The 17669-nt window shown below is 64.5% G+C and carries 15 protein-coding genes; 4 read left to right on the top strand and 11 right to left on the bottom strand.

All coding sequences use genetic code 11. The features are described from left to right. Positions 1 to 47: 47 nt before the first annotated feature. From rodA to SKP52_RS10680, 5 genes are read right to left on the bottom strand one after another with little or no spacing between them, the layout of a single operon-like run. Positions 48 to 1154 carry a rod shape-determining protein RodA gene (gene rodA, locus SKP52_RS10700; RefSeq protein WP_039574674.1) on the bottom strand — a complete coding sequence of 369 codons (1107 nt, stop codon included), beginning with the start codon at positions 1152 to 1154 and terminating at the stop codon, positions 48 to 50. Further along, on the bottom strand, positions 1151 to 3058 hold the full coding sequence (mrdA, locus tag SKP52_RS10695) for a penicillin-binding protein 2 (protein WP_039574672.1): 1908 nt from the start codon (positions 3056 to 3058) through the stop codon (positions 1151 to 1153). The genes rodA and mrdA overlap by 4 nt, the downstream gene beginning before the upstream one ends. A gap of 6 nt (positions 3059 to 3064) precedes the next feature. Beyond that, complete coding sequence (locus SKP52_RS10690) at positions 3065 to 3586, bottom strand: hypothetical protein (protein WP_039574671.1); 522 nt, start codon at positions 3584 to 3586, stop codon at positions 3065 to 3067. Next, positions 3583 to 4491 carry a rod shape-determining protein MreC gene (gene mreC / locus SKP52_RS10685; protein WP_039574669.1) on the bottom strand — a complete coding sequence of 303 codons (909 nt, stop codon included), beginning with the start codon at positions 4489 to 4491 and terminating at the stop codon, positions 3583 to 3585. Before mreC ends, SKP52_RS10690 begins: the two co-directional genes overlap by 4 nt. Positions 4492 to 4507: 16 nt before the next feature. Then, positions 4508 to 5554, bottom strand: a complete 1047-nt coding sequence (locus tag SKP52_RS10680) for a rod shape-determining protein (RefSeq protein ID WP_039574668.1) — start codon at positions 5552 to 5554, stop codon at positions 4508 to 4510. Between the two features lie 192 nt (positions 5555 to 5746). Here SKP52_RS10680 and mutL point away from each other — a divergent pair, with 192 nt between their 5' ends. Both mutL and SKP52_RS10670 read left to right on the top strand, forming a co-directional pair. After that, entirely contained in the window at positions 5747 to 7570 is a 1824-nt protein-coding gene (gene mutL, locus SKP52_RS10675) for a DNA mismatch repair endonuclease MutL (RefSeq protein WP_039574666.1), read from the top strand. Between the two features lies 1 nt (position 7571). Next, on the top strand, positions 7572 to 8102 hold the full coding sequence (locus tag SKP52_RS10670; protein ID WP_039574664.1) for a hypothetical protein: 531 nt from the start codon (positions 7572 to 7574) through the stop codon (positions 8100 to 8102). Here the strand turns inward: SKP52_RS10670 and SKP52_RS10665 are convergent, their stop codons facing one another. The 3 genes from SKP52_RS10665 to SKP52_RS10655 all read right to left on the bottom strand — a co-directional run bounded on the left by SKP52_RS10665 (position 8103) and on the right by SKP52_RS10655 (position 11725). Next, complete coding sequence (locus SKP52_RS10665) at positions 8103 to 9299, bottom strand: nucleotide pyrophosphatase/phosphodiesterase family protein (protein ID WP_039574663.1); 1197 nt, start codon at positions 9297 to 9299, stop codon at positions 8103 to 8105. Between the two features lie 42 nt (positions 9300 to 9341). Then, a complete protein-coding gene (locus SKP52_RS10660) occupies positions 9342 to 10910 on the bottom strand; it encodes an alkaline phosphatase D family protein (RefSeq protein WP_039574662.1) in 1569 nt (522 codons plus the stop codon). 77 nt (positions 10911 to 10987) lie between these two features. After that, a complete protein-coding gene (locus SKP52_RS10655; RefSeq protein WP_052208102.1) occupies positions 10988 to 11725 on the bottom strand; it encodes a glutaredoxin family protein in 738 nt (245 codons plus the stop codon). Positions 11726 to 11766: 41 nt separating this feature from the next. Here SKP52_RS10655 and SKP52_RS10650 point away from each other — a divergent pair, with 41 nt between their 5' ends. Further along, on the top strand, positions 11767 to 12168 hold the full coding sequence (locus SKP52_RS10650) for a MerR family transcriptional regulator (RefSeq protein WP_039574657.1): 402 nt from the start codon (positions 11767 to 11769) through the stop codon (positions 12166 to 12168). 540 nt (positions 12169 to 12708) lie between these two features. Here the strand turns inward: SKP52_RS10650 and ychF are convergent. Further along, complete coding sequence (ychF, locus tag SKP52_RS10645; protein WP_039574655.1) at positions 12709 to 13806, bottom strand: redox-regulated ATPase YchF; 1098 nt, start codon at positions 13804 to 13806, stop codon at positions 12709 to 12711. 131 nt (positions 13807 to 13937) lie between these two features. Here ychF and SKP52_RS10640 point away from each other — a divergent pair, with 131 nt between their 5' ends. After that, entirely contained in the window at positions 13938 to 14591 is a 654-nt protein-coding gene (locus SKP52_RS10640; protein WP_039574652.1) for a CAP domain-containing protein, read from the top strand. 45 nt (positions 14592 to 14636) lie between these two features. Here the strand turns inward: SKP52_RS10640 and SKP52_RS10635 are convergent, their stop codons facing one another. Both SKP52_RS10635 and SKP52_RS10630 read right to left on the bottom strand, forming a co-directional pair. Then, positions 14637 to 16514 carry a PhoX family protein gene (locus SKP52_RS10635; protein WP_039574651.1) on the bottom strand — a complete coding sequence of 626 codons (1878 nt, stop codon included), beginning with the start codon at positions 16512 to 16514 and terminating at the stop codon, positions 14637 to 14639. A 146-nt stretch (positions 16515 to 16660) separates the two neighbouring features. Continuing rightward, positions 16661 to 17653: an SDR family oxidoreductase gene (locus SKP52_RS10630; RefSeq protein WP_039574649.1), complete on the bottom strand. Its 993-nt coding sequence runs from the start codon at positions 17651 to 17653 to the stop codon at positions 16661 to 16663. Between the last annotated feature and the right edge of the window lie 16 nt (positions 17654 to 17669).

Here is a 17669-nt window from a genome sequence, read left to right as displayed (position 1 = left end):
TCTGGGGGGATGGCAATGCCCCTGATGCCTTTTTGCCAAGTTTTTTATCAATGAAAGCGGCGCGTGCCCGTTTTGCTGTCGTTTTCGATCGCGAGCATGATGCCGACGCATGTCATGATCGTCAGCATCGACGAGCCGCCGTATGAGAAGAGCGGTAGCGGGATGCCAACGACGGGGGCGAGGCCCATGACCATCATCAGATTGATTGCGATGTAGAAGAAGATCGTCATCGTCAGGCCGGTTGCAGCGAGTTGGCCAAAGCGCGTCCGCGCCTTGAGCGCCACGCGCGTCGACCAGCGTAGTAGTAGGAAGAATCCGAAGAGCAGCGCCAGCCCGCCAATCAGCCCCCATTCCTCTGCCATCGTCGCGAAGATGAAGTCGGTGTGACCCTCGGGCAGATAGTCGAGGTGGCTTTGCGATCCGTTGAGGAAGCCCTTGCCGCCGATGCCGCCCGATCCGATCGCGATCTTCGACTGGCTTATATGATAGCCGGCGCCCAAGGGATCGCTTTCGGGGTCGAGGAAGATCAGCACGCGCTTTTGCTGATAATCGTGGAGGAAGGAAAAGAGGATCGGCAGCGCCGCGGCGCCGACGGCGGCCGCGCTTCCGAACCACCAGAAGGGCAGGCCGGAGACAAACATCACGACGACGCCGCCGATGCAGATGGAAAGTGCGGTACCAAGGTCTGGTTGCAGCATGACGAGCGCAGCGGGGAGGCCGATCATCACCAGCGCAGGCCAAAGTGCCGTGAAGGTCCGCGTATTGCCCGGCGGCAGCTGCGCATAGAAACGCGCAAGCGCGACGACGATTGTGACCTTCATCAGCTCCGACGGCTGCAGGTTCATAAAGCCGAGATTGAGCCATCGCTGGCTGCCCCCGCCGACGAAACCGAGCAACTCGACCGCGAGCAGCAGCAACAGCACGCCGATATAGGCGAGATAAGAGAAATCCTCGAAGATGCGCAGGGGAAAGCGCCCGATCACCAGCGCGGCAGTCAGGAAAATCAGAAAGCGCACACCCTGCTGCAACGCCCAAGGCGACCAGTTGCCGCCAGCGGCAGAATAAAGCACGAGCAGGCCGAAGCCGGTGATGCCGCTGAGGATCGCGATCAGCTTCCACGGGATGCGCTGGATGGCTGGCGGAACGGGGATCATTGCGCGAGATCCGGATCGGGCTTCGATGCCCCCGCCTTCCATGCGGCATAGTCTCGGTCCATGCGCTCCTTGATCGTGCCGCCCCAGCCGGCCTCGAAGGTGGCGAGCGCCTCCATCGCCTTTTCGCGATCGAAGAGGAAGGTCATGAAATCCTTGGCGACGGGGGCCGCGGCGCGCGATCCGCCCATGCCATGCTCGATGACAACGGCGGTGGCGTAGCGCGGATTATCGACCGGCGCGAAACCGATGAACAGGCCGTGGTCGCGGAATTTCCATGTCCCGGCCTTGCCATTGCCGGTGTTGAGCCCGCGCACCTGCGCCGTGCCCGTCTTACCTGCCATCGTGATACCGTCGAGCGGCAATTTGCTGCGTCCGGCGGTTCCGCCCGGCTCGTTGACGACGAGGTCCATGCCATGGCGCGCGGTCGCGAGCGCTTCGGCAGAGAAAGGAAGGGGATCGTTCTTGAACTGCCGGTTGACCAGACGCGGATAGAGGCGGCGGCCCGATGCGATCCGCGCGGTCATCACCGCTAGCTGTAGCGGATTGACGCTGACATAACCCTGGCCGATCACCGCGTTCAGCGAATCCGAGGCCGACCATGGCTGGTCGTATTTCTTCATCTTCCATGCGCTGTCGGGAATGGTGCCGAACCGCTGGTTGCTGCCCGCGAGCTGGAATTCCTCACCCAGCCCCATCAGTTTCGCGGTCGGCGCAATCGCATCATAGCCCAGCCGGTGCGCGACCCAATAGAAATAGCTGTTGCAGCTTTTCATGATCGCGGTCGCCATGTCGACGCTGCCGTGCCTGCCCAGGCAGCGGAAGAAGCGGCTGCCCAGGCGATAGCCGCCGATGCAGGTGTGGCGCTCGCTCGGGTCGATACCATGTTCGATCGCGGCGATTGCGGCCACCGGCTTCAGTGTCGAGCCCGGCGGGTAAAGCCCGCGCGTTGCCTTATTGATCAGCGGCTGGTGATCATCGGCGCGAAGCCACGCATATTCGCTGCTGCTGATCCCGTCCGAAAAGCTGTTCGGATCGAAGCTCGGCATCGAAACGAACGAGAGGATGTCGCCGTTCTGGCAGTCGATCACGACCGCGGCGCCCGACTCGCGTCCCATGCGCCGCGCGACGAATTCCTGCAGATCGGCGTCGATCGTCAGATGGACGGTCTTGCCTTGCACATCGGGCTGGGTCGACAGATCGCGGACGACCTTGCCGCGCGCAGTTACCTCGACGCGGCGGGCGCCGGGCTGGCCTTTCAGCATGTCCTGGAAATATTTCTCCAGCCCGTCTTTGCCGATCTTGTATCCCGGCGTGATGTAGAGCGGGTCCTTGACCTTTTGATATTCCTCGGCATTCGGCGCGCCGACATAACCGATCAGATGGCCGACCGCCGCGCCGGTCGGATAGTTGCGAGCAAAACCGCGCTGCGGAGCGATGCCGGACAGTTCGGGCAGGCGGACGAGGATCGAGCTATACTCGGCCTCGGTCATGTCTTCCTTGATCGCCACGGGCTGGAATCCCGACGCCGCCTTCAGATCGCGGTTGATGCGTTCCATCGTGTCGCCGTCGAGGCGCAGCAAGGTCTGGAGCTGGCCAAGCACCATTTCCTTGTTGTGGAGGCGGTCGGGAATGATGTCGATGCGAAGGCTCACACGGTTGTTCGCCAGCGCCTTGCCGCTGCGGTCGACGATCCAGCCGCGCCGCGGCGGAACGAGCGTCAGATTGACGCGGTTGCTTTCCGATTCAAGGACATAGCGGTCGTTATCGACAACCGAGATATAGGCCATGCGCGCCGCCAGCGCGACGCCGACCGCCGCCTGCGCGCCGCCGACGACCAGCGCGCGGCGGGTGAAGGTAATTCCTCTGAAAGCTTCGGTAATCGGGGGGAGCTTTTTACGCGGCATTGGGGATTATCGGCGCCTCAAGCGGAAATTGTCAAACATGCCGGTCAAACGCATGAAAAGCGGCACCAGCAGCGTGGAAATGATAATTTGCGGCACGACAAGGCCGAGGACGCGGCCGGTCGCGGCGTGCGGATGGGTGATCAGCGCGGCGAGTGACTGGATCATCGCGACCGACGCCGCGGCAATCGCCCAGTCGTGGAAAAAGCCGCGCCAATAGATGCGCTGCGACGAATAGGCGATTGCGATGCTGGCTACCGTCCACAGCCCCATCGCGGTACCGATCGGCGCCCCGCTGAACAAATCGTCCCAGAGGCCAAGCGGCAGGCCGATCCACACCGGCCACATTTCGGCACGCAGCAATTGCCAGCACAGGAAAAACAGCAGTCCGAGCGGCGGCAGCACCGGCGAGTTTGCGATCAGCGGCAGCATCAGCGGCAAGGCCGAGGCGAACATCACGCTCGCGATCGGCACGAAGCGCATTCGCCACAGCGATGCCGGTTCGCCGAGGCGCGGACCCTTCTGGTTCATGGCGCGCCGGTAGGGGCGGGTGGCGGCGTTGCGGGGCCGGGAAGGCCCCGCGCTTCGATATTGTCGGGGGTATAGGGGCGCAGCACCGACACCGCATCGACCTTGCCCGGATCGGCGAGCGGGCGGGCGAGCGCGCCATCGTCCTGCCGCCGCACGACGATCGCGACCGGGATATTCGGCGGATAGAGCCCACCGGTGCCCGAGGTGACGAGGATATCGCCGGGCTTGAACGGATTGTTCGCGATGTTGAGCGTGCGGATGTCGAGATCGCCGTTGCCGCGGCCGCTGGCGAGCGCGGGCAGACCATCGCGCGCGCGGCGGACGGGGACGATATTGTCGACGTCGGTGAGCAGCAGAACCTGCGACACCGAAGGGCCGGCTCCGAGCACGCGGCCGATCAAGCCGTCGGCGCCGCGCACCGGCTGACCCACTGCGACGCCGAGGTTGCGTCCGATGCTGAGCAGCGCGATGCGCTTGCTGCTCGTCGAGGTCGAGGTGAGCAGATAGCCGTTGGCGAGCGCGGTCTTGTCGGTTTCCTGCAGCTTCAGAAGCGCCTTCAGTTGGCGGTTTTCTTCCTGAAGCGAACTGGTCGCGACGAGTTCGCGCCGCGTGTCGGCGAGTTCCTTGCGCAGCCGCCGGTTCTGCGTGCCCGCGCTGACATAGGCGCCGACGGTGTCGTCGATTCCCGAAATCGACCCGATGATCGACCGCGATCCCCGCGCGATGGGCGCGGTGATTTCCTGGCTCGCCACACGCAACTGGGCGAAACCGATGGGATCAGCGACCGACAGGACCGCCAGCAACAAGCCCGCCACCGCCCCTGTCACTGCAATGACATAGGCAACGAACAGGCTGTACTGGGCCTTTCGGGATTGTCCCGGACGTCGATGTGCCGGGCGAACCATTAGTCAGTTTCGCCGATCAGGCTTGCTGTAGAACGCCGCGGAAAGCGGGGTCTTCCATCGCGCGGCCGGTGCCGATCGCGACGCAGGTCAGCGGATCGTCGGCCACCGTGACCGGCAGACCGGTCGCGTCGCGCAGCAGTTCGTCGAGTTCGGCGATCAGCGCGCCGCCGCCGGTGAGCACGATGCCCTGGTCGACGATGTCGGCCGCGAGTTCGGGCGCGGTGTTTTCGAGCGCGATGCGCACGCCCTCGACGATCGTGCCGATCGGTTCGGACAGCGCCTCGGCGATCTGCGCCTGGTTGATCGAGATTTCCTTGGGCACGCCGTTCACAAGGTCGCGGCCCTTGATGTGGATCGTCAGGCCCACGCCATCGGCGGGGATGCGCGCGATGCCGAAATCCTTCTTGATCCGCTCGGCGGTCGCTTCGCCGATGAGCAGATTATGGTGTCGGCGAACATAGCTGACGATCGCTTCGTCCATCTTGTCGCCGCCTGCGCGGACCGAGGTGGTGTAGGCGAGGCCGCGCAGCGAGAGCACCGCGACTTCGGTCGTGCCGCCGCCGATGTCGACGACCATCGAACCGATCGGTTCGGTTACCGGCATATCGGCGCCGATCGCGGCCGCCATCGGTTCTTCGATCAGCCACACTTCGCTCGCGCCGGCGTTCGATGCGGCATCGCGGATCGCGCGGCGTTCGACGCTGGTCGATCCCGAGGGGACGCAGATCACGATTTCGGGGCTGCGGAACGCGTTGGGCTTGCCGCCATGAACCTTGGTGATGAAGTGCTTGATCATCTGTTCGGCAACGTCGATGTCGGCGATGACGCCGTCACGCAGCGGGCGGATCGCCTCGATGCTGTCGGGAGTCTTGCCCATCATCAGCTTCGCGTCGTCGCCGACCGCCTTCACCCGCTTGATCCCGTTCAGCGTCTCGACCGCAACGACCGAGGGTTCGTTCAGAACGATGCCCTTGCCGCGGACATAGACGACCGTGTTTGCGGTGCCGAGGTCGATAGCCATGTCTTGGGAATTGAATTTGAACCAGCGGGAAAAGAAGGACATCGATACTGCTTCCTGTCATCGAAGCCGTGCCCCTGACGGACACGCCCCTGTCGTGATTTATCCGTGCGCCCGGCCGGCGACAGCTACAATCAGGGGGAGATTCCGGCTCTTCCTTTTGGGGCGGCTGGACAAAATGATCAGGGCTGTGCGGATGGGTCGCGATTTGCGTTCGACTGCGCTAGGAGAGCGGCCATGTCAATACGTCGCCTGCCGGAAAAGCTAGTAAATCGGATCGCAGCCGGTGAAGTGGTTGAAAGACCTGCCGCGGCGCTAAAGGAACTGGTTGAAAATGCGATCGACGCCGGTTCGACTCGCATTTCGGTCCGAATCGCCGAAGGCGGGATTTCGCGGCTTGAAGTCGAGGACGACGGGTGCGGAATGACCGCCGCCGACATGGCGCTCGCGCTCGAACGCCATGCGACGTCGAAGCTGCCCGATGACGCGATCGAGGATGTCACGACGCTAGGTTTCCGTGGCGAGGCGCTGCCGTCGATCGCGAGCGTTGCGCGGCTTACGCTCGAAAGCCGCGTGCCGGGCGGCGACGGATGGAAGCGCGTCGTCGACAATGGCGCCGTTGCGGCCGAAGGGCCTGCGGCGCTCGGGAAGGGCACCCGGGTGCTGGTCGAGGACCTGTTCGCGCGCGTGCCCGCACGGCGCAAATTCCTGCGTAGCGGACGTAGCGAATATGCCGCGTGCCTGGACGTCGTGAAGCGCCTCGCGATGGCTCGGCCCGATGTGGGCTTCACCGTCGAGCATGACGGACGCCGCGTGCTCGACGTGCAGGGTGGACAGGATCAGTTGACGCGCGTTGCCGCGCTGACGCAGCGCGATCTCGCCGCCAACAGCATCGGCGTCGATATCGATCGCGGCGACGTGCATTTGGGCGGCGTGATCAGCCTGCCGACCTACAACCGCGGCATCGCCGACCATCAATATCTGTTCGTCAACGGACGCCCGGTGAAGGACCGGCTGCTCGTCGGCGCGCTGCGCGGCGCCTATGCCGACCTGCTCGCGCGCGACCGCCATCCGGTCGTGGCCCTGTTCCTCGACGTCCCGACGAGCGAGGTCGACGTGAATGTCCATCCCGCGAAGACCGAGGTGCGATTCCGCGATCCGCAGCTCATTCGCGGTATGATCGTCGGCGGCCTCCGCCGCGCGCTCGACGAACATGGTTTCCGCAGCGTCCAGCGCCCCGCCGAAGCGGCGCTTGCGGCGTGGCAGCGGGAGCCAGTTGCCCCGCAGCCTCCCGTGCCGACCTTGTTCGCCGCGCATTATCCCTACCCCCACGCCCCCGCGACGCATCTGTTCGGCGCTGAAGGCGATGCGGCGACAACGGCCTTGCTGCACGACCGCATCGTCGATTTTACCCCGCCGCGCGATGCACTACCGATGGGCCGCGCCGAAGCCGCGACGGCGCCGGTGCCAGAGGCCGAGGTGCACCCGCTCGGCATCGCGCGCGGCCAGATCGCGAAGACCTATATCGTCGCGGAGGCCGAGGATGGGCTGGTCATCGTCGACCAGCACGCCGCGCACGAACGCCTCGTGCTCGAGGAGCTCCGCCGCGGCATGGGTGGGCAGGCGGTGCCTTCGCAGGGACTGTTGCTTCCCGAAGTCGTCGAACTCGATGAGCCCGCATGCGACCGGCTCGAAGCTGCGGCGCCGCAACTCGCCGCGCTCGGTGTCGAGATCGAACGCTTCGGCCCCGCCGCGGTGGTGGTCCGCGCCACCCCGGCGATGCTCGGCGCGATCGATTGCCGCAAACTCGTGACCGACATCGCCGACGATCTCGCGGGTTGCGACGCCGCATTGGGCCTCAGCGAGAGGCTCGAACTCGTCGCCGCGACAATGGCCTGCCACGGCTCGGTGCGAGCAGGGCGCACGCTAAGCGTCCCCGAAATGAACGCGCTGCTCCGCACAATGGAGGTCACACCGCATTCGGGGCAGTGTAATCATGGCCGCCCGACGTGGGTGAAATTGCAGATGGACGATGTCGAGAAACTATTTGGGAGGAAATAGGATGCGGGTTCGGATCATCGCCATTTCGATGGCCGCATTATCACCCGTAACCGCGTCGGCGGCACCGGCTGAAAAGTCGGAAACGGCCTGTCTGGCTGCGCCCGCTCTGTCGCCCGAAATCGCCGATTGGGCGCGTAACGCGTCGAGCAAGACCATCTACGCTTATGGCGACGACCTCGGTGCCGATTGGTCGCCGCTCGGCCCGGCACGCACCGCGCTGCCACTGCATAAATTCGAAAGCCTGCGCTATGGGATCGCTCCCGAACGCAAACCCGACGTCTTTAAATTCGGCGGAATGATTCCGATCGAGGTGAAAAAGCCGGGTCGACTGATCGTCGCGCTCGACGCGGGCGCGTGGATCGACCTCATCCGCGACGGCGCGGTCGTGAAATCACTCGCGCACGGCCATGGCCCCGCCTGCTCGGGCATTCGCAAAATGGTCGAATATGACGTCACGCAGGGGCGCTACCAGCTTCAGATCGTCAATGCGCCGACCGCTTCGATCCATGCAATGGCGGTGCTGCGCGACTGATCAGGGCAGGCGCTTGGCGAGGTCCCCCGCCGCGTCGTTCGGCAGCGGCGTCACACCGATAAGCCGCATCAGCAAAGGGTAGACCTCGATATTGTCCACGACGCCAACGTCGCCTTTGAGTCCGGTTCCGCTTGCGACGAACAGCGCGAGCATCTCGGTATCCTGATTGTCATAGCCGTGGGCACCGCCTTTGACGGGCCAGGTCGGGGTGCCTGCCAGGATCGACCAGCCGGGCTCGGCGATACAGATGATCGCCGCGACGCGCGGGTTTTGTCCGTAGTGCAGCCGCTTCGGCAGCTCCTCGCGGCGGTTACAAGCCATGTGCTCGTGCGGCTTCAGCAGCGCCTTGTACACGCGGTCGTCGGTGCCCGCGGTGGGCTCGATCGCGGCATAGGGGCCTGTTTCGACCGCAACGATGCTGGGGAGGTCGATCAGGTCGGCGAGTTGGATTACGCGGCTTTCGTCGATCGCGCGCATGCCATGGTCGGCGACGACGAGGAGTTGGACGGGCTGGCCCATCGCGGCGAGGCCCGCGACGAGTTCGCCGATCCGCCCATCGACCGCGGCGATCGCGGCGTTGACCTCGGCGCTGTCGGGGCCGAATTTATGCCCCGCATCGTCGACCGCCTCGAAATAGAGCGTGACAAAGGCGGGACGAATCTCGGCGGGGCGGCGCATCCAGTCGAGCACCGTGTTGACGCGCTGCGCATAGCCGACATTCTCGTCGTAGCGCATCCAGTCGGGCGGCCGGTTTTCGTGGATCGCGACCTCGCTCCCCGGCCAGAACATCGTCGCGCTGCGCACGCCTGCCTTGCCTGCGGTGATCCACGCGGGTTCGGCCTCGTCCCACCAGAAGGGGTCGAGCGATTGCTTCGGATCGCCAAGGCTGAATTTCACCCCCGGGCGCCGCGGGTCGATCATATTGTTGCCGGTGATGCCGTTGTTGTCGGGGCGCTTGCCGGTGACGATGGCGTAATGGTTCGGAAAGGTCTTCGTCGGGAAGGACGGCCGCAGTTTGCCGCGCGAGCCTTCGGCGGCGAGCCGCGACAGGTTCGGCGTAATGCCGCGATCGAGATAGTCGGCCCGAAAACCGTCGATCGAGATCAGGATCGTCACGGGCTTGCGTTCGCTTCCTTCCTGCGCCTGTGCGGCGAGGGGAAGGAAGAGGGCGAGCAACAGCGAAAGGATGCGGTTCATGCGCGCTCCGCTATGGCGCTTATGTGACCGTCCGGAGACACGTCACGCCATCTTGATCCCAGCGACGTCGCGCTCGACCACGCCCGTCGCGCGCTTCGACAGATTGTTCACCGGCGTCGTCACCTTGTCGACCACCATGAAATGCGTCTGCCACGCCTCGCGACCCACTTCGCACACGATGTAGCCGCGCTGGTCGTTCGCAAATTTGAGTTCGGGGTTCTGGCTTAAAAACAGGTCGGTACCGTTGCGCTTGTCGCTTCCGTCGCCGCCCGACGAAATCGATGTCGCGACAAATTCGGCGCCGACGACCTTGTCTTTGGTCACCAGGTCGCCGCAGAAATTCTGATGCTCGTCGCCGGTCAGCACGACATTGTTCTTGAGCCCCGCCATGCGCGACAGGATCCGCTCGCGCGGCGCTTCATAACCCGCCCAGCTGTCGAGATTGACGATCTTCTCAGGTTCGTCGGCTTTCCGCCGCCGGTCGAGCGACATCATCGTGACCTGCTGCGCAAAGGCATTCCAGGTGGCGCCACCCTTGGCCAGATTGCGGCCGAGCCATTCTTCCTGCGCCTTGCCAAGTACCTGCGCATTTTTGTCGAATACGCCGGGGCAGGCGGGCTTGAAGCCATCGTCGCACGGCTGGTCATCGCGATATTGCCGCGTGTCGAGCAATTGCATTGCCATCAGGTCGCCGTAACGAAACTCGCGGTTCATCGCGACCATGCCGCCGCGTGGCAGCAGTGCCTTGCGCACGGGCATGTGCTCGTACCACGCCTGCATCGCCGCCTGCTTCTTCAGCATGAAAACTTCGGGCGATGCGGCTTCGGGATCATTGACCTCGAGCCCGAGCTTCCAGTTGTCGATGTCCGACACCCAGTCGTTGCGGATCTCGTGATCGTCGAAGCTCGACAGGAAGGCGTGGGTGCAGCGCGCCGCCTGCAAGTCGATATCACCAAGCTGCTGCGCATAGGCATTGCGGAAATCGGTGACGTCGACAAGCGCGCGGAAGGCGTGTTTGCGCACCGGCCGCGTCGGCAGCCCGGTGTTGAACAGATAATCCTCGCTATATTCATAGATGAAGTCGCCATAATGATAGACGAAGGCGAGATCTTCGCGCGCGAGATGGCGATAGGCGCCGAAGAAACCCGCCTCGAAATGCTGGCACCCGGCGACACCGAATTTCAGCGCATCGGCCTTGGCGCCCGGAGCGGGCAGGGTACGCGCGCGGCCGCGCAGGCTGCGCTCGCCGCCCGCGGTGAAGCGGTAATAATAGGGCCGGTCGGACTGGAGCCCCGCGACCTCGACATGCACGCTGTGCGCCAGTTCGGGGCGTGCAAGCTCGGTCCCCTTGGCGACGACGTCGCGAAAGCCGCTGTCGCTCGCGACCTCCCAGTCGACCGGGAAATTCGCCAGCGGCATCCCCCCGTGGCGTTCCATCGGGTCGGGGGCGAGGCGCGTCCAGATGACGAAGCCGTCGCTCGCCGGATCGCCCGCCGCGACGCCGAGGCTGAACGGGAATTCGCGGAAAATACCGCCCTCGGCGCGCAGGATCGCAGGGGCGGCTAGGCCGGCGAGGGTGGCCCCGGCGAGGAAATGGCGACGGTTGAACATGGCTGGGCTCCGTGGGGCGATTCGAAGCCCCTGATAGCCCAGTCCTATGTTTCATCAATGACCGATGCGGGAGGGGATCAGAACCACATCGACGCCATCCACAGCGCCATCGCGACCATCATCAGATTTTCGGTGAGCGAGACGAAGCCCAAGGGCACCTTGCTGCTGCCGCCGACGCAGGCGCATTTGATGTCGCGCTTGTCGATATAGACCGCCTTGAACACCGACACCGCGCCTATGCCGCCGATGACGAGCGCAAGCGGGATAGAGAGCCAGGGCAGGGCGTGCGCCGTCATCAGCACGCCGGCAAGCCCTTCGGCAAAGGGATAGAGGCTCGCATAAGGCACCCAGCGTTTGGCGAGCAGGTCGTAGTTCAGGAACATCGTCGCGAATTTGTCGACGTCCTGCAGTTTGAGCAGCGCGAGCACGATCATGCTGAACGAGATGAACCATTCGGCGGCGCGGAGGGTGAAGACGCTGCCGTCAACCGCGAAGCTCGCCGCGAGCGCCATCAGCGCGGTCATCGCGAAGAGCGCGATCACCGGCGTATAGCTCGTCGCGTCGGGGTCGGCGACCCTCAGGCCGAAATGGTGGCGCAGATCGTCATGGCCGCCGATCCGCACGCCGTCGATGAAGGTCTGCGGCGTCGTCTTGACGCCATGCTCGGCCTTGAACGCGTCGACCTCCTCGCGCGTCGTCAGCCAGCGGTCGTCGACTATGAAACCGCGGCTTTCCAGCAGATGTTTCGATTTGAGGCCATAGGGGCAGGTGTGCCCCGGCATGACCATGCGATGGAGGGTTGCTTGGCTTTTCATGCGCCCCATATAGCGTCCGTACCATAGTACGGAGTCAAGCGATGCAACTCACGATCGGAAAATTGGCGGCCGCGGGCGAGGTCGGGGTCGAAACGGTGCGGTATTACCAGCGCCGGGGCTTGCTCGAAACGCCCGCACGCAGCGGCGGCGACGGTTGGGGCGGCGGGATTCGCCGTTATGGCGAGGATGACCTCAGACGCCTGAAATTCATTCGCTCGGCGCAGGCATCAGGCTTCACGCTCGACGAGATATCCGAACTGCTCGCGCTGGAGGCAAGCGACGACCGTGTGCGCGTGCGTACCCTCGCACGCCAACGGATCGAAATGCTCGACGAAAAGATCGCGCAGATGACGCAAACGCGCGCCGCCCTCGCGCGCCTCGCCGATCAATGCGCCGCGAGCGACAAGGGGCCGTGCCCGATATTGGCGGCGTTCGAGCCGTAACCTGCTCCGCAACGGCGGCTAACGAGCAATTGCGGACATGAATCCTCCCTGTGGCGCAGCCATGGGGAGGGGGACCGACGCCGCAGGCGTTGGTGGAGGGGCGGCAACGGCAGCGCCATTGCCCCTCCGTCAGCGCTCCGCGCTGCCACCTCCCCATGGCTTCGCCACAGGGAGGATATTTGCATCATCGTCATCCCGGACTTGATCCGGGATCCACTGCGGCGCTGAAGTCATGGATCCCGGATCAAGTCCGGGATGACGAAGGTGGCAAAGTCGGCGTCCGCTCCCCACCCCAAAACTAACGTCGCCTTCAAATAAGCCTTTCCTACATTATCCGGCCATGCGAGCCGTCATCCGGCTCTTTTATTTGGTGAACAAAAAGCGGTCGCTGCCCGGCTTGCGGGTGGGCCATGGCGGGGCGTTCCGGGCGCGTCATCACGTCGCGAGGTCCAAACCGGGGGCTCATAAGGCTGAACTTTCCTGAACTTTGGAATATTACGCGGTCCTTGTGCCCACCGGCCGCGCATTAACAAAGCCGGCTCAGCTATGCAGGAAGTGCATCACGTCGCCGTCGTGGACGACATAGGCCTTGCCTTCTGCGCGCAGCTTGCCCGCTTCGCGTGCCCGCGCTTCGCCGCCCAGCGCAACATAATCGTCATAGGCGATCGTTTCGGCGCGGATGAAGCCCTTCTGGAAATCGCTGTGGATTTCGCCCGCGGCTTCGGGTGCGGTGGCGCCGGTGTGGACGGTCCACGCGCGCGCCTCCTGTGGGCCGACGGTGAAGAAGGTGATGAGGTGAAGCAGCTCGTATCCCGCGCGGATGACGCGCGCGAGGCCGGTTTCGTGCAGACCCATTTCCTCGAGGAACTCAAGGCGGTCGGCCATCTCCATCGTCACCAGCTCGCTCTCGATCGCGGCGGAGACGACGACCGCCTGCGCGCCCTCGGCGGCGGCTTTGGCGAACACTTTTTCGGAGAAGGCGTTGCCGTTCGCGGCGCTGCCTTCGTCGACGTTGCAGACGTACAGGACCGGCTTCGACGTCAGCAACTGCGCGGTGCGCAGGACGCGGGCTTCTTCCTCGTCCTTGGGTTCGGTCAGCCGTGCGGGCTTGCCTTCGCGCAGCAGCTCAAGCGCCTGACCGAGCACCGATGCGGCGATCTTCGCTTCCTTGTCGCCCTGCGCGGCCTTCTTGGCGAAGGCGGGAACGCGCTTCTCCAGGCTTTCGAGATCGGAGAGCAGCAGTTCGGTTTCGACCGTCTCGGCGTCGGCGACCGGGTCGACCTTATTCTCGACATGCTGGATGTCGTCATCTTCGAAGCAGCGCAGCACATGGACGATCGCGTCGACTTCACGGATGTTGCCGAGGAACTGGTTGCCCAGCCCTTCGCCCTTCGATGCGCCGCGCACGAGGCCGGCGATGTCGACGAAGGCGAGCTGCGTCGCGATGATCTTCTTGCTGCTCGCGATCGCGGCCAGCTTTTCCAGCCGCGCGTCGGGCACCGCGACATTGCCGATATTCGGCTCGATCGTGCAGAAAGGATAGTTCGCCGCCTGTGCTGCCGCGGTTTCGGTCAGCGCGTTGAACAGGGTGGACTTGCCGACGTTGGGAAGGCCGACGATGCCGCATTTGAAACCCATAAAAACTCCGTGAGGTTCGGCGCGCTGTTGACCGCGGCGCCGCTGTTGCAGCGCCCCTAGCGCCAGATTGCTTTCGGCGCCAGTCTTTGCCGTTGCGTGTGGTTCAGACTTGCGGCTTTATCGCAGCTGCCATGACGAAACCCCGCCTTCTTCTTGCCGTCGGCGTCTTGATGACGATCGGCGCGACCGCCGCCGTCGCGGCGCCCAGCCGTTTCGAGGAAGGCGTCTTTACCGAACTCAATCGCTTTCGCAGCGATCCCGCGGCCTATGCCGAATATCTGCGCGACTATCGCCCGCGCTTCGAGGGCAAACTCCTCGTCAGCGACGATGACAGCGAAATCGACATCATGACGCGCGAGGGCGTCGCCGCGGTCGACGAAGCGATCCGCGATCTCCGCCGCGAAAAGCCGCTCACCGAACTTGAATGGAGCGATGCGCTGGCACGCGCGGCCGCCGACCATGTTGCGGTCCAATCGCGGTCGGGCGCGGTCGGTCATTACACCAAAGGCAGCGGCCCCGGCGAACGGATGAAGGCGCGTGGCGGCGGGCCCTATGTCAACGAAGTCATCACCTATGGCCATCACACCCCCGAAGGCGTCGTCGACCAGTTGTTGATCGATGATGGCGTCCCCGACCGCGGGCATCGCCACAGCCTGTTGCGTCCGACCCATCGCTATGCCGGCATCGCCTGCGGCCGGCATCCGGTGCACCGGACGATGTGTGTAACCCTGATGTCGCAGACGCGCGACGGTTCGCCGCCGCCACCGCCGCAGCGCGTACCTTAGCGATAGCCCCGCCCACGGTTGAAGGCGGGCGGGGCTATGCCGCGATCAGTTGCCGACCGGCTGGGCGTCGGTACGGCGCACGACGACAGTCGACGAGCGCGGCTGCTGGCCCGCGACCGGCCAGTTGCCCGTCGGATGCTGGATGTTCACGAAAAAGGTCTTGAGGTCGGGCGTGTAAGCCAGGCCCGTGATCTCGCAGCCAAGCGGGCCGACGAGGAAGCGTTTCGACTGCTTCGAGACCTGATCGACATAGAACATCGCGTTGTGCCCGAATGTCTGATCGATCGTACGTCCTGCGACCCCCGAGTTGCCGGGAACGCTGTGATCGGTCTGCACCCACATACGGCCCTGCGGGTCGATGCGAATGCCGTCGGGGCTCGAGAAGGTATCGCCGTTGATATTGCCGACGAGGTTGCTGCCGCCCGCCGAGAGCGACGGATCGCCCGCGGTCAGGAAGATTTCCCAGCTGAACTTCGTGGCCAGCGGCGAATCGCCTTCTTCGCGGAACTTGATGATATGCCCGTGCAGGTTGGTGACGCGCGGGTTGGCGGGGTCGACAACACGGCGACCGCTGTTGTTGGTCAGCGTGCAATAGACCGCCTTGTTGTCGGGCGCGACGGTCAGCCATTCGGGACGGTCCATCACGGTGCCGCCGGCGACGCGCGCCGCCGATTTACAGTTGAGAAGGACATCGGCTTGATTGTTGAAATTGACGATCGTCGGCGCGGGCGGGGTGGTGCTCTGGCTGACATTGCCGGGATCGGATGCGCCTGCGGTCAGGCCGTTCTGCCCGACGACCAGTGCGCGCCATTCGCCGGTGCCGTCGCCATTGAAGCGCGCGACATAAAGCGTGCCTGAATCAAGCAGGTCCGTGTTGGCGGCGCGGTTCGTTGCGCTATAGGCGCGGTCGGGAACAAATTTATAAATGCAGCCCGGGGTCGCATCGTCGCCCATGTAAAATGCAAGGCGACGATCGCCATTTTCCAGATATGCGACGTTTTCGTGGTCAAATCGTCCCATCGCCGTGCGCTTGGTCGGCTGTGCCAGCTCGCGCTGCGGGTCGATTTCGATCACCCAGCCATAGCCATTGGCGGGCTGAGACGGATCGAGATAATTGTCGGTCGTCTCTTCGCAGGTCAGATAGGTTCCCCACGGGGTGCGGCCGCTGGCGCAGTTGTTGAGCATGCCTTTGATCGGCGACGCAATGGCGCTAGCGGCCGGGCCGCCGACCAGATAGCTGCTGTTGCCGGTATAGCGGCGGTTAAAGGTCGATCCCGCCTGAACTGCCCATTTTCCGTCGCTGCCCTTGGAAATCTCGACGACGCTGATGCCGACTGCCGACAGGGCAAGGGCCTTCTGGTCGGCCGTTGCCGACGCCGCGTTATAGGTTCCGGCCATCAGGATGTTGAAGTCGGGCAGCTCGTGGTTGATCGCCAGCAAGCCGCGGTTGTTGGCATCGACGCCCGGGAAGGCGAAATATTCCATGCCGTCGTGATTGCCGCCGGCCCATTTCTCGGCGATCGCCGGGGTTGCGGGGAAACTGCCGTAATAGGGCGCGCCCGCCTCGACCGAATCGCCGGCCTTCAGCAGAACGTCGACGGTGTAGCCTGCGGGAACGGTGACGGCGTCGTTCTGGTTCGCCGCGACCGCTGCGAAGCTGACCGCAAAGCTCGGCGGTGGGGTCGGGGTTGGTGTCGGCGTCGGGGTCGGGTTCGGCGGCAGCGTGACGCTCGGGTCGCCGCTCGCGTCGTCGCACGCGGCAAGCGCCATGACGGGCAGGACCGACAGGCCGAACAGGCCGTTTCTCAACAAGGTGCGGCGTGTCGGATTTTGGGCGACGATCGCCTCCAGGCTATCCGGCCCCGGGAGGCCGCCGGTTTCGCCGCGAAAAGGCGCGCGGGCTTCGTCGGTAAGATGTGACAATGCAGTTCCCCTGTTTTCGATTGAGCCCCGGACTGGATCGTCCGGAATGAGGTGGCGCACCGATTGCAGAGGGAGGTGTCAGCTACATGGCTTCACCATGTCGGAAGAAGTTGATTCATGTGACGCTTCAGTGACATGGCGAACGATCAGTCGTGCACCGCCTTGATGAGCGGGCCCAGCGGCGAGCCGCCCAGCCATGCAAGTTGCACCTCGGCCGCGACTTTGTTGATCGCTTCCTGCGGCTTGGCACCCGGATGGACCGCGCGGCGCAGCGGCCGCGATCCCGCGGGCATCGCCATGATCTCGGCAATCGCGCGCGGCACGTCGGCGGGGTCGGCGCTGCGGCCGCTGCCGTCTTCGGTTCCCATACCCTTGGTGAAGGGTTCATAGGCGGCGAGCAGCGCCGCGTCGCTGCGACCCTTCAATGCGCCGGTATAGATATTGCGGTTCTGCCACACGCGCGTCGGATAGCCGCCCGGCTGGATGATCGTCACCTCGATGCCGTGCGGGACCAGTTCATAGGCGAGTTGTTCGGACAAGGCCTCGACCGCGAATTTGGTCGCCGAATAATGACCGCCGCCGGGCACGATCACGCGGCCGAGCTGTGATGAGATGTTGAAGACCTGTCCGCTCTTCGCCGCGCGCATCTGTGGCAGCAGCGCGCGGAGCATCCGCTGGATGCCCAGCACATTGGTCTCGAAGATCAGGCGCGTCGCTTCCATGTCCTGCACCTCGACCGGGCCGGTGATGCCGATGCCGGCATTGTTGACCAGCGTATCGATGCGCCCGTCCGCAAGCTCCAGCGCCTTGGCGGCGCCCGATGTCACCGATGCATCGCTGGTCACGTCGATCTCGACGATGTGCAGGTCGAGCTTGTCCTTTGCGGCCTCGGCGGCGAGGCTTTCGGCTTCGGGACGCGGGACACCCCGCATCGTCGCAATTACCTTTGCGCCGAGCCGGGCATAGTGGAGCGCGCCAACGCGGCCGAAGCCGCTCGATGCCCCAGTGATCAGCACGGTGCGGCCCTTCAGCGACGGGGCATCGGGGGTGGCGGCGTGAAGCAGGGCGGGGGCCGCGGCGGTGAGTGCGGCGGCGCCGGCAAGGATTTCGCGGCGGCTCGGGCTATGGCGATCGGACATGGGGACGGCTCCTTTC

Origin of the sequence: Sphingopyxis fribergensis, from assembly GCF_000803645.1 — a bacterium.
Lineage (GTDB): Bacteria > Pseudomonadota > Alphaproteobacteria > Sphingomonadales > Sphingomonadaceae > Sphingopyxis > Sphingopyxis fribergensis.
This window is presented reverse-complemented; position numbering and strand designations above follow the sequence as displayed.